Source organism: Micromonospora sp. DT227 (assembly GCF_049841835.1).
GTDB lineage: Bacteria > Actinomycetota > Actinomycetes > Mycobacteriales > Micromonosporaceae > Micromonospora.
This window is the reverse complement of sequence record NZ_JBNCLA010000004.1, coordinates 293,961-305,233: the sequence shown is the minus strand read 5'-3', so window position 1 is coordinate 305,233 and position 11,273 is coordinate 293,961. Positions and strand designations below refer to the sequence as shown.

Here is an 11,273-nt window from a genome sequence, read left to right as displayed (position 1 = left end):
CCACTCTTTCCGTGAAAGAGGGCCCGGGGGTGGGGGTGTCAGGGGGTGGTGCCGCGCAGGCGGGCGATCAGGCGCATGCCGTGGTAGATCGCCAGGGCGGCGGCGGTGCCCAGCGCGATGCCGTTGAAGGAGAGGTCACCGGCGGTCAGCGTGTAGTTGGCGGCGCCGACGATCACCGCGACCGCGGCGGTGAACAGGTTGACCGGGTCGTGGAAGTCGACCCGGTTCTCGATCCAGATGCGGGCGCCGAGCACCGCGATCAGGCCGTACAACGCGGTGGTGACGCCGCCGAGCACACCGGCCGGCACGGTGAGGATCAGCGCGCCGAACTTCGGGCATAGCCCGAGCAGGATCGCCGTGCCGCCGGCCACCCAGTACGCGGCGGTGGAGTAGACGCGGGTCGCGGCCATGACGCCGATGTTCTCCGCGTACGTGGTGGTGCCGGAACCGCCGCCGGAGCCGGCCAGCACGGTGGCGAGGCCGTCGCCGAGGAACGCGCGGCCCATCTGCCGGTCGAGGTTGCGGCCGGTCATCGCCGCGACCGCCTTGACGTGCCCGGCGTTCTCCGCGATCAGCACCAGGATGACCGGGATGACCAGCACGACGGCGCGCAGGCTGAAGCTGGGCGTGTGGAACTCCGGCAGCCCCACCCAGGCGGCCTGCCGCAGCCCGGTGACCGCCTGCTGGTCGAGCTGGCCGGTCAGCGCCGCGACCAGCCAGCCGACCACCACACCGAGCAGGATCGACAGCCGGGCCAGGAAACCGCGGAACAGCACGGTGGCGACCAGGATCGCCAGCAGCGTGACCACGGCGATCAGCGGTTGCGCCTTGACGCCGGTGCCGGCGCCGCCGCCGTCCCAGGCGACCGGCGCGAGGTTGAGCCCGATCAGCGCGACGATCGCGCCGGTGACCACCGGCGGCATCAGGGCGTCGATCCACCGGGCGCCGGCCACGTGCACCACGACGCCGACCAGCGCCAGCGCGGCGCCCGCGACCACGATGCCGCCGAGAGCCGCGCCGATGCCGCCGTCGGTCTTGGCGGCGATCACCGGGGCGATGAACGCGAACGACGAACCGAGGTACGACGGCAGCCGGTTACCGGTGATCAGCAGGAACAGCAGCGTGCCCAGGCCGGAGAAGAACAGCGTGGTGGCCGGCGGGAAGCCGGTGATCAGCGGCACGGTGAAGGTGGCGCCGAACATGGCGACCACGTGCTGCACGCCCACCCCGACGGTGCGCGGCCAGGAGAGCCGTTCGTCGGGATGGACCACGTCGCCGGGGCGTACCGACCGGCCGTCGCCGTGCACGGCCCACGTGGGGAACTGGATCATCGCCTCGCCCTTTGTCTCGGGTGACGGGGGCGTGATCGACCCTGGGAGTTGTTTCTAGCACGGGGCCGGGTCAGGCCACCCCGGCGGGGCGGAACTGGACGCTGACCCGGGGGCCGACCGGGCGGGTGGTCTTCGGCACGGCGTGTTCCCAGGTGCGTTGGCAGGAGCCGCCCATCACCACCAGGTCGCCGTGGCCGAGCGAGAAGCGCACGCCGGGGCCGCCCCCGCCGCGCGGGCGCAGCAGCAGCGGGCGGGGCGAGCCGAACGAGACGATCGCCACCATGGTGTCGGTGTGCGCGGAGCGGCCCTTGGTGTCGCCGTGCCAGGCGACGCTGTCCCGGCCGTCGCGGTAGAGGCACAGGCCGGCGGTGACGAACGGTTCCCCCAGCTCGGGCGCGTAGTGCCGGCTGAGCGCGTCGCGGGCGGCGGTGAGCACCGGGTGCGGCAGCGGTCGGCCGCCGGCGTACCAGCAGAGCAGGCGCGGCACGTCGACCTCGGTGTCGTACATGGTGCGACGCTCGGCCCGCCACGGCACGTCGTGCCGGAGCGTGTCGAGCACCGCGTCGGAGCCCCGCACCCAGCCGGGCAGGTGGTCGACCCAGGCGCCCCGGCTCAGCTCGTGCCGAGCCGGCCGGGCGAGCGGACCGAGAGTCGGCCCGTGCTCGGCCAGGTCGAGCATCGAGGGCTGGTACGCGACGTCGGACACGCAGGCGATCGTACCCCGGCGGTCGAACAGGCGTACGACGGATCAGCGTCGCAGCATCCGGCGGACCGGGTCCGGGACGGCCTGCTTGATCCGCTCGCGCAGCCCCTGCGCGCGCAGCGTGCGCACGGTGTCGGCGAGCCGGCGGTTCTCGTCGTGGAGCCGCTGGATGCGGGTCAGCAGCTCGGCCGGCGGCGTGGCGGCGGCCGGGCGGACCGCCGGCGGGAACTCGGTCTCCGCGACCCGCCTGTCGAACGCCGCGGCGCTGTCGCCGTCGGCGAACGAGGTGCCGAGGTCGTGCTTGGCCAGGAACGCGGTGATGGTGTCGAAGCGGGCCTTGTGGCCCTCGGTCAGCGCGGTGTAGTCGGCCTCGGCGTAGAGGTCGGCGGCGTCGACGTCGGCCGGCACGTCCCGCATGATCCGGTGCGGGATGCCGAAGTACCGGGCCAGCTCCAGGGTGCGCGAGTCGTGCGCGAACAGGTAGCCGGGCGTGCCGGCGATCAGCGCCGTGATGGTGCCGTGGATGCGGGTGCCGAAGTTGAAGTCGAAGCCGGACAGGTGCGCCATCCAGGTCCACGGGTCGACGAACATCCGCACCTTGTCCTCGACGAAGAGCGGGTGCGAGGTGTGCAGTGGCATCTCGCTGTGCTTGCCCCGGTGCTCGGGCGCGTCGCCGTAGAGCAGCGTGCCGAGCGTGCGCAGGTCCTGCGGCACGTAGCACAGGTTCGGGTAGCGCTCCCGGTGGCGGCGGACGACCGGGGCCATCGACGAGACGTACGGGGAGATGGTCAGCGCGATCCGGTCGTCGGTGGTCAGCTCCGGCCGGGTCTTCTCCAGCGTGAACGTGTCCCCGTGCAGGAACATCGACGGGCAGCCGATCTGCTCCACCGCGGAGAAACCGAGCGTACGCAGGTAGCTCTCGGTGATCTCGCCGCGCACCCCGATGCTGTGCGACCGGTCGAGCACGGCCCGGCAGAACGCGCTCACCGGCTCGTCGATCTGGCGGAGGTACTCCCGGTCGCCGTCGACGTTCGTCTGCACGCCGACGCCGAGGACCACCACCGGGATCTTCAGCCGCTCGATCAGCCGGGTCATCGGTTCGAGGCGGTTGATGAAGCTGCGCCGGAACGCGTTGGCCAGCGGTACGACGAAGACGTCGTACCGTTCGTTGATCTCGTCGGCGTCGCGCGGGTCGGCGAGCTTCCGGGTCGACGTGACCTCCGCCGTGGAGGTGGCCAGCAGCTTGTTCGCGGCGTGGCTGAAGACCAGGTTGCCGGTGTTGTCGCTGATCCAGTTGCCGGCGAAGGTCTCCTCGGGCGTCAGGACGTCGAACGGGCCCTTGCGGGCGCGGAGGAGGATCCGCTGGTGCATCCGGTTGCTCACCTTCCGTACGGGCCCGGCGGGCCCGGTGGGCCCCGCCGCGCGGGAACGGAAATCCTATCCGCCGCCCGCCGGGACCGGCCCGGACGTCGCCGTGCCGGAACGCGCCCCCGGCCACCCGGTAAGGTGCCCGGGATGACCAGCGCCCCGACCACCACCCGTGCTCCGCGTCTGCCGTCGCTGACCGGGCTGCGGTGGATCGGGGCCCTGCTGGTCTTCGGCTTCCACGCGGGCACCATGCGGATCATCGCCGAGCCGCAGTGGCAGGCGGTGATGGGCAAGGTCTTCAGCCTCGGGCTCTCCGGCGTCGAGTTCTTCTTCATCCTCAGTGGCTTCGTGCTCGTCTGGTCGTACCGGGACGGCGAGTCGGGGTGGACGTTCCTGCGCCGCCGGGCGGCCAAGATCTACCCGAACCACGTGGTGACGTTCCTGGCGGCGCTGGCCGTGGCGGCCTGGTTCGCCGACCCGGTGCTGCCGTGGGCCGCGATCGGGAACCTGTTCCTGGTCCAGGCGTGGATCCCGCTCAACGGCTACTTCTACAGCATCAACAACGTGAGCTGGTCGCTCTCCTGCGAGCTGGCCTTCTACCTGTGCCTGCCGCTGGTGGTGCCGTGGCTGCGCCGGGCGCGTACCGGCGTGCTCCGGGCCGTGCTGGTCGCCGCGCCGCTGCTCATCCTGGCGCTCTGGCCGGGGCAGCACCTGGTGCCCGAGGAGCAGCGGTGGTGGTTCACGCAGATCTTCCCGGTCACCCGCTCGTTCGAGTTCTGGATGGGGGCGGCGGCGGCCGAGCTGATGCGCCGCCACCGCTGGCGTGGCCCCGGGCTGACCACGGCCAGCCTGGCCTTCGTCGCCACCTGGGTGGCCGCCGCGCTGTGGATCCGGGCCGAGTTCTGGGCGGCGTTGCTCGCCGTCGCGTACCTGCTGGTCATCACCGCGGCGGCGGACGCCGACGTGCGGGGCCGGCGGACCCCGTGGCGGTCCCGGCCGATGCTCTGGCTCGGTGAGGTCTCGTTCGCGTTCTACCTGGTCCACGTGCTGGTCATGGTGACCGTGCTGCGGCTCACCGGGGACTGGGGGACCGGGCTGCCCGGGTGGCGGGGCCCGCTCGCGGTGCTCGGCTTCCTGCTGCTCACCCTGGCGCTCGCCGCCGTGCTGCACCGCTGGGTGGAGGAGCCGATGATGCGCCGCCTCGGCCCGTCGCGCCGGGCCCGCGGCGGTCCGGCCGCCGCCGCGCCGGCACCGGGCGTGCCCGCGCCGCGCGCGGCCGCCGACGACACCGGCGCGGCGTCCGCCGGTGAGCCGGACCCGTCGATCGAGTACGCCGGGCGGCGCCGGCCGGACTGAGCGGTCCACCCTGGTCAACGGCGTCGCGACACGCCGGGCGGCGATGCGCCGTGCCCGGATCGGCGGTAATTTGTTCCCGTGGCTCCGATCGCGCTCACCTGTCCCGTGTGGTGGGTGGCGCGCTGGGTCGCACGGATGCTGGCCAGCCTGGCCGTGGTCGTCGCCTGTTCGCTGGGCGCCGCCACGCTGCCGACCGGCGTGTCCCCGATCGCACCCGCGGCGGCCGGCCCGGTCGCCGGGTTGCGGGCCGACGCCGCCGCCGAACGGCCGAACGGCCGTGTCACCGAGCGGCAGGGCGACACTGTCGTCGAGCGGCAGGGCGACACTGTCGTCGAGCGGCAGGGCGTCCCCGTCGTCGATCGGCAGCGGAGCCGCGTCGGCGTTCCCGAGCCGCAGCCGGTGGGCGATGTCCCGCCCCCGACCGGGCGGCACCCGTTCCCGGTCGGCCAGCCGCCGGCCCCGGCCGGTCCGCGGGCCCCGCCCGCCCGCTGACCCGCCACGGGCCCGGCCCGTGACCGCGCCCACCGAACCTCACCCGCACCGCCCCTCGGCGGCCCGGCGGCGCCCGAACTCCGGCCGCGCCCCGCCTCCGACCGGCCGTGCGGAGTTACCCGCCACTGTCTCCCGTGAGGTGCCGACCATGTCGCAGACCGTTCTCCTCAATTTCCTCACCGCCGTCCCCGAGGCCGCCGCCATCTGGTCGGCGCTGACCGTGCTCGCCCTCGTCCTGCTCGCCGTGCTGGTCGCCCGACCGGAACGCGACGGCGCGGGTGAGCCGGCACCCGAACCGGTCGACGCGGAGGTGCTCCACCGCGCCGACCTGGCCCGGTACGCCGACGAGGTGGCGGTGGCCGCCGCCGGGGCCGCGCAGACCGCCCGTCGCCGTCGCGAGCAGTGGCTGGCCGCCCAGAGCGAGGCCGACCGGGCCTGGACCGCCTACGACGAGGCGGACGCCGCCGCCCGCCGCCTGGCCGGCGCCGGCGCGCTGCCCGCCCCGCACACCCCCCGCACCCCCGCCGAGTACGCGGCGCGCGAACGCTGGCTGCACCACGCCGCCATGACGGCGCACTGGCGGGGGGAGTTGACCGCCCGCCAGCTCGCCGACGTGCTGGCCCGCCGCAACGGGTGGGACCCGCGCCGGCACCCGGCCGAGCAGGAGATCGTGCTGGCCCGGACCGTCCGCGACGGGCGGCGGGCCGGCTGGGAGACGGCCGCCGAGCGGGAACGCCTGGCGTGGCGGGACGCCGAACTGGCCGCCGAGGCGGCCCGGACGCTCGCCGCCGAGGCGTACGCGGCGGCCACGGCGCTGCGGCCGGTGCCCACGTCCCGCGTCTCGACGGTGAGCCGCGTCCCGGTCCCGTCGGCGGTGCGGGGGGCCCGGTGGCGTCCGGCCCGCGTCGGCTGAGCGGCCCCGGGAAGCACGTCGACCGAATCGTTACCCGAAACCGGTGAGGCCGGTCACCGGTGCCGACCGCCGGCGACCGGCCGGATCGATGGCCCCTGCTGCGCCCGCTGCCCGATTCTCCGTCGGTCGGATGTCCGCTTCCTGCCGCACGGCGCCGACGTGGCCGCTTGTCCCATTGAGGGAGGTCGGTGACCGGCTGTTCCGAATCCGTAGTCGTCGAGGACGTTTAAGCAGGTGAGAGCGCTTGGCAGGGCGTGTACCCGCCGGTAGTGTCGGCGCGTCCGGTGCGGTTCCCGATCGCAGATGGCGACGCCGCGCCGACCCGCCTAATCGTGCATACGAACCGGGGACCCAACGCAACACCGGGGTGAATCCGCGAGCCCACGGCCGCGGTAGGGCGTACTTCCCGCCCGAATCCGTCAGCTAACCCGGTCGGCGGCCACGGAAGGAGTTCCATTCCCGTGCCCACCACCCCCCGAACGTCTCCCCGCCTCCACGGCCCCGGGGTGCCGGCGCTCGCCTGACGCGACGCGCTTCCGACCCCGTCCCGCCCGGCATCCGGGCGACTTCCCGCGGCCGTCCCGCCCGCCAGCGCGTGTGAGTTCCTCCACGCGCGGGGTCGGCTCGTGCCGCCCACCCCGTGGAGGAAACCCGTGAAGTACCACCTGAAGCGCCACCTGCGTCGCCTCGCGACCGAGCGTCCGTACCAGATCATCGCCGGTTCGGCGGCGGCCCTCGTGCTGGCCGGCGGCACCGGCGCCGCGCTGACCGCCACCGACGACGCGCCGACCCGGCAGGAGAACACCGCCGCGGTGGCGGAACTCGGCTCCCGCCTCGGCGACACCGCCAGCCGCAGCGAGGCGCGCCTCGCCGTCCCGTCGCCGAGCGCCTCGCCGAGCGCGTCGTCCAGCGCGTCGCCCCGCCGCTCGCCCAGCACCTCGCCCACGGCCTCGCCGTCGGCGAAGGTCGCCGACCCGGACACCACCCGCAAGGCCACGCCGAAGCCGCCGTCGAGCAAGGTGCTCGACTACGACTACCAGGCGCAGACCACCTACTACTACTGTGGCCCGGCCGCGGTGCGGAACGCGCTCAGCGCCGCCGGCATCGAGCGCAGCCAGGACACGCTCGCCGTCGCGCTCGGTACCACCGAGATGGGCACCAACTCGGCCGAGGACACCACCCGGGTGCTCAACCAGCAGGTCAAGGGCGACCCGTACCGGACCCGCACGATCCCCGGCACGGCCACCAAGGCGCAGATCGACCGGCTCCAGGCCGACGTGGTCAACGCGGTCCGCAACGGCCGGGCGGTGGTCTCGAACATCGTCGGGGACGCCACCGACACCAACGGCGGCTGGCACTCGTTCCCGGGCGGCCACTACATCGCCGTGGTCGGCTACCAGAACGACGGCCGGACCGTACGGATCGCCGACTCGGCCGACCCGTCGCTGCCGTCGTACTGGATCAGCACCATCGACCTGGCGAACTGGATGGCCACGCGCGGCTACTCCGCCTGAGGAGTACGCGTCGAAGGCCGGCACCCCGTGCGGGGTGCCGGCCTTCGCGCTGTCTCAGCTGTTCCAGTGCTTGCCGACGAGGTCGGTGGCCTGCTTCTCCCACTGCGCGTACGCGTCCGGGTAGGCGGACACCTGCACGGTCTGCGCGGCCTTGGTCACCGGCATGTCCTGCCAGCCGTCAACCTGCTTCAACCCCTTCAGGAAGGCGAGGGTCGAGTACTCGGGGTCGGTGATCTGCTCCGGGGTGCCCCAGCCCGAGGACGGGCGCTGCTGGAACAGGCCCAGCGAGTCGTGGTCATTGCGGTCGCCGAGGTGGCCCAGGTTCTCCAGCTTCGACTCCTGCAACGCCGTCGCGATCGAAACCACCGCAGCCCGCTCCGGCAGGCCGGCCTTCTTCGTCGCGGCGATGATCGCCTTGACGTTGGCGGTCTGCTCGTCGTTCAGGCTGATCGTGGACTGCTCACCCTGCACGCTGGCGACCGCAACCGGCTTCGCGGCCGTGGCGGCGTGCGCGGACTCGACGTGACCGGCGATCGGACCGGCGAACACACCACCGGTGAAAGCCAGACCAGCAATACCCAGAACGCTCTTACGCAGCATCGTGTTCATGAGGGGGCTCCATTCGGGGGTCAACGCACCGGGGGGTGCGGGCACCGTCAGGCGCTCAAGAAGAATGGCTGCTCGCGGGGCGGGGGCCTCGTCGCGGCGCCGGGAGTGTGTGTAACGACCGGGGTCCCACCGTCATTCCCAGGGGCTGGCGGGCGCTTGCCTTCCTCGGCCGTGCACCCGTCTACAACGCCGCGACCCCGTCGACGATTCCGCCGCCAGCATGCCGCCCATCACCGCCGAACCGGACAACCCACCCAGTGAGGCCCTGGAACGCTGTGCATGTCGGTGCGGACAGTCAGTGCTCCAGAGCCTGCGAACTTGATGGCGTGGACGGGTCAGGACGGCGACCCGTCCACGCCATCAAGTTTGTAGCGCTGCGAGCGCAGGCAACGTCCGGCTGCCCGACGCGTCGACACCGCCGAGGGCAATCACCGCGTTCCATTCGCCCGGGCGGTGCCGGCATGCGTGGTCTCGCGCGGGGTGTCTGTGCGGTGGCAGACTGCGGCGTATGGGCGATACGACGGGGACCCGCCACCTGGTGCTCCTGCACGGCATGGGCGCCACCGGCGAGGTGTGGTTGCCCTGGGCGCCGCTGCTGGAGCGTCGCTGGCAGGGGCGTTGGCTCGCCCCCGACCTGGCCGGCCACGGCTGGTCACCGCCGTTGCCGGGGGCCGGGTACTCGTTCGCGGCCCTGGCGCAGCGCGTGGCGGACGGGCTCGACGCGCTCCGGCTCGGCCCGCACGACCGGCTGGTGCTGCTCGGGCACTCGCTCGGTGGCGTGGTGGCGCTGTCGCTCGCCGCGCGGCAGCGGGGCCTGCCGGTCGACGCGGTGGTCGGGCTGGGCATCAAGGTGGTCTGGTCACCGGCCGAACTGGCCAAGGCGGACGAGTTGGCGGCCCGGCCGGTGACCTGGTTCGCCACCCGGGACGAGGCGGCCCGCCGCTACCTGCGGGTCTCCGGGCTGGCCGGCCTGTTCGCCCCCGGCCACCCGGTGGTCGACGCGGGGCTGCGGCGGGAGGACGGCCGCGGGCACCGGAGCCACCCCGGCGGCGACGAGCGGGGCGGTGGACGGTGGCGGCTGGCCATGGATCCGGCCGCGTTCGCGGTGGGTGAGCCCGACATGCCCGCCCTGCTGGCCGCCGCCGACGCGCCGGTGCTGCTGGCGCGCGGCGAGACGGATCCGATGGTGACGGACGCGCAGCTCACGGCGTGCGGCGTGCCGGTGGCCACCCTGCCCGGGTTGGGCCACCATGCCCACGTCGAGGACCCGGCTGCGGTGCTCGCCCTGCTCGACCCCTATCTCTAGGCCGGACGCGGCGCCGGGACGGCCCAGTCCGGTTCCAGCTCGCGGCGGGCGGCGGTGAGGAACGCCTCGGCGTAGCCGTCGGCGGGGAAGTCGCCCAGGTAGCGGGTCCGGGCCGTCCAGCGCTCGGGGGCCTTCGGGTCGGTGTCGAGCAGCGCGGTGAGCACGTCGTCCACGTTGGACATGTCGCGGCGCAGCACGTAGCCGGAGGCCGCGAGCGGGAACCGCTCGACGAAGTGCGCACCGTCGGCGCCGGTGTCGGTGACCGCGTACGGCTTGCCGGAGTAGAGCCAGTCGGAGATGACCCCGGAGACGTCGGAGACCAGCGCGTCGGCGCGGTTGACGCACTCGGTGAGCGTCAGCTCCCGGGCCGCCGCCGCGCCCCACAGGTGCGGCCGGCCGGTCTTCGCCTTGTCGGCGGCGAGCAGTTCGGTGAGCCGGGCGAGCTGTCGCGCCGAGGCCGGGTTCCGGTCGGTGTACGGGTGGGCGCGCAGGATCACCGCCGCGCCGCGGTCGATCAGCCGGCGGATCAGCGTCTCGGCCACCGGCAGCGAACAGTAGTTGGCGTCGGCGTGGTGCCCGGTCCAGGTCGGGGTGTAGAGGACGGTCGGGTGCGCCGACGCCGGCCTCGGCTCCCCGCGTACCTCGATGGCCTCGACCTGGGGGCGGCCGACCACGACGAACTTCTCGGCGGGGATCTCCACGCCGGCGCGGGCGTACCTGTCGATCGCGGCCTGGCCGGCCACGAAGATCTTGTCGAAGATCGCCGACACCGGGTTGGCGCTGGGCGCCTTGTCGCTGTCGCCGTGGTGCAACTGCACGTGGGTGAGCTGGTGGAACCGGATCACGTGGGCGTTCTTCGCGCCGTGGTTGACGTAGAACGCCGCCCGCAGGCTGGGCACCAGCGCCTCGTCGAGCGCCTTCAGGGTGGGGCAGAGGACCACCGGCGCGCGGGTGGCGGCGGCCACGGTGGACAGGAACTCCGGCTCGCGCACCACCACCAGGAACGGCCGGCCGATCCGCTCCAGGTAGGGCAGCCACATGGTGACCTGGTACTCCGACCCGGGCGGGGCGGAGAAGTGCAGCACGAACTCCGGCTGCTGCCGACGCAGCGCCCGGCCGACCGGACCGCCCCCGGCCGGCGGCCGGAACCGGCGCCGGGCGAGGTCGAACGCGATCGCGGCGCAGCCGGCGCCGACCAGCAGCGTGGCGGCCAGCGGCAGCCAGGCCGGCAGCGGCCACGCGGCGGCGAGCGCCACAAGGGCGAGCAGCACCAGCAGGGCGTCGCCGAGCCGAGCGGCGACCAGCGGCGTCCAGGAGCGGACCGGCAGGTTCGCCGCCCGGATCTCCAGCGCGCCGGCCTGCCGCAGCGGGCCGACCAGCAGCACCAGGCCGAGCAGGACCAGCGCGGTGGCGGCCAGCGCCGGATCGAACCCGTCGTCGGCCCGGCGGGCGTAGCCGACCAGGATCCCGGCGGCCACCAGCACCGTCTCGACGAGCCCGTCGGCGCTGGGCCGGACCCGGCGCTCCCAGGCGGCGGCGGCCAGCGCGGCGACCGCCAGCGCCAGGCCGGCGCCGGTGGCGCCGGTGAGCGCCACGACGAGGAACGCCAGCACCGCCAGCCCGCTGGTCAGTACCCGGGCGAGCAGCTTCCGGACCAGGTCACCACGCATCTGCACGTCCC

General features: G+C 73.9%; 10 protein-coding genes and 1 riboswitch. Of the genes, 5 read left to right on the top strand and 5 right to left on the bottom strand.

Features of this window, described 5'->3' with window-relative positions:
* Nucleotides 1-38 precede the first annotated feature (38 nt).
* The 3 genes from ACLQ2W_RS16560 to ACLQ2W_RS16550 all read right to left on the bottom strand — a co-directional run bounded on the left by ACLQ2W_RS16560 (nucleotide 39) and on the right by ACLQ2W_RS16550 (nucleotide 3,405).
* Nucleotides 39-1,331, bottom strand: coding sequence for a uracil-xanthine permease family protein (locus tag ACLQ2W_RS16560; RefSeq protein WP_425787187.1), 1,293 nt, complete (start codon nucleotides 1,329-1,331; stop codon nucleotides 39-41).
* A gap of 70 nt (nucleotides 1,332-1,401) precedes the next feature.
* Complete coding sequence (locus tag ACLQ2W_RS16555; RefSeq protein WP_425787186.1) at nucleotides 1,402-2,037, bottom strand: alpha-ketoglutarate-dependent dioxygenase AlkB; 636 nt, start codon at nucleotides 2,035-2,037, stop codon at nucleotides 1,402-1,404.
* Nucleotides 2,038-2,079: 42 nt separating this feature from the next.
* Nucleotides 2,080-3,405, bottom strand: coding sequence for a polysaccharide pyruvyl transferase family protein (locus tag ACLQ2W_RS16550; RefSeq protein WP_425787185.1), 1,326 nt, complete (start codon nucleotides 3,403-3,405; stop codon nucleotides 2,080-2,082).
* 144 nt (nucleotides 3,406-3,549) lie between these two features.
* Here ACLQ2W_RS16550 and ACLQ2W_RS16545 point away from each other — a divergent pair, with 144 nt between their 5' ends.
* The 4 genes from ACLQ2W_RS16545 to ACLQ2W_RS16530 all read left to right on the top strand — a co-directional run bounded on the left by ACLQ2W_RS16545 (nucleotide 3,550) and on the right by ACLQ2W_RS16530 (nucleotide 7,677).
* A complete protein-coding gene (locus ACLQ2W_RS16545) occupies nucleotides 3,550-4,758 on the top strand; it encodes an acyltransferase family protein (protein ID WP_425787184.1) in 1,209 nt (402 codons plus the stop codon).
* Nucleotides 4,759-4,836: 78 nt separating this feature from the next.
* Nucleotides 4,837-5,250, top strand: a complete 414-nt coding sequence (locus ACLQ2W_RS16540; RefSeq protein WP_425787183.1) for a hypothetical protein — start codon at nucleotides 4,837-4,839, stop codon at nucleotides 5,248-5,250.
* 148 nt (nucleotides 5,251-5,398) lie between these two features.
* Entirely contained in the window at nucleotides 5,399-6,163 is a 765-nt protein-coding gene (locus ACLQ2W_RS16535) for a hypothetical protein (protein WP_425787182.1), read from the top strand.
* Between the two features lie 313 nt (nucleotides 6,164-6,476).
* Nucleotides 6,477-6,616, top strand: a riboswitch (cyclic di-AMP (ydaO/yuaA leader).
* 200 nt (nucleotides 6,617-6,816) lie between these two features.
* Entirely contained in the window at nucleotides 6,817-7,677 is an 861-nt protein-coding gene (locus ACLQ2W_RS16530; RefSeq protein ID WP_425787181.1) for a C39 family peptidase, read from the top strand.
* 54 nt (nucleotides 7,678-7,731) lie between these two features.
* Here the strand turns inward: ACLQ2W_RS16530 and ACLQ2W_RS16525 are convergent, their stop codons facing one another.
* Complete coding sequence (locus tag ACLQ2W_RS16525; RefSeq protein ID WP_425787180.1) at nucleotides 7,732-8,286, bottom strand: hypothetical protein; 555 nt, start codon at nucleotides 8,284-8,286, stop codon at nucleotides 7,732-7,734.
* Between the two features lie 508 nt (nucleotides 8,287-8,794).
* Between ACLQ2W_RS16525 and ACLQ2W_RS16520 the strand changes: the two genes are divergently transcribed.
* Nucleotides 8,795-9,592, top strand: a complete 798-nt coding sequence (locus tag ACLQ2W_RS16520) for an alpha/beta fold hydrolase (RefSeq protein ID WP_425787179.1) — start codon at nucleotides 8,795-8,797, stop codon at nucleotides 9,590-9,592.
* On the opposite strand, the gene ACLQ2W_RS16515 is transcribed toward ACLQ2W_RS16520, so the two are convergent.
* Entirely contained in the window at nucleotides 9,589-11,262 is a 1,674-nt protein-coding gene (locus tag ACLQ2W_RS16515; protein ID WP_425787178.1) for a CDP-glycerol glycerophosphotransferase family protein, read from the bottom strand. The two genes, ACLQ2W_RS16520 and ACLQ2W_RS16515, sit on opposite strands and share 4 nt — an antisense overlap.
* Between the last annotated feature and the right edge of the window lie 11 nt (nucleotides 11,263-11,273).

Excerpts from the sequence above, each read along its gene's own strand:
- ACLQ2W_RS16560 (WP_425787187.1), bottom strand. The coding sequence starts at position 1,331 with ATGATCCAGTTCCCCACGTGGGCCGTGCACGGCGACGGCCGGTCGGTA.
- ACLQ2W_RS16515 (WP_425787178.1), bottom strand. The coding sequence starts at position 11,262 with ATGCGTGGTGACCTGGTCCGGAAGCTGCTCGCCCGGGTACTGACCAGC.
- ACLQ2W_RS16550 (WP_425787185.1), bottom strand. The coding sequence starts at position 3,405 with ATGCACCAGCGGATCCTCCTCCGCGCCCGCAAGGGCCCGTTCGACGTC.
- ACLQ2W_RS16525 (WP_425787180.1), bottom strand. The coding sequence starts at position 8,286 with ATGAACACGATGCTGCGTAAGAGCGTTCTGGGTATTGCTGGTCTGGCT.
- ACLQ2W_RS16520 (WP_425787179.1), top strand. The coding sequence starts at position 8,795 with ATGGGCGATACGACGGGGACCCGCCACCTGGTGCTCCTGCACGGCATG.
- ACLQ2W_RS16535 (WP_425787182.1), top strand. The coding sequence starts at position 5,399 with ATGTCGCAGACCGTTCTCCTCAATTTCCTCACCGCCGTCCCCGAGGCC.
- ACLQ2W_RS16545 (WP_425787184.1), top strand. The coding sequence starts at position 3,550 with ATGACCAGCGCCCCGACCACCACCCGTGCTCCGCGTCTGCCGTCGCTG.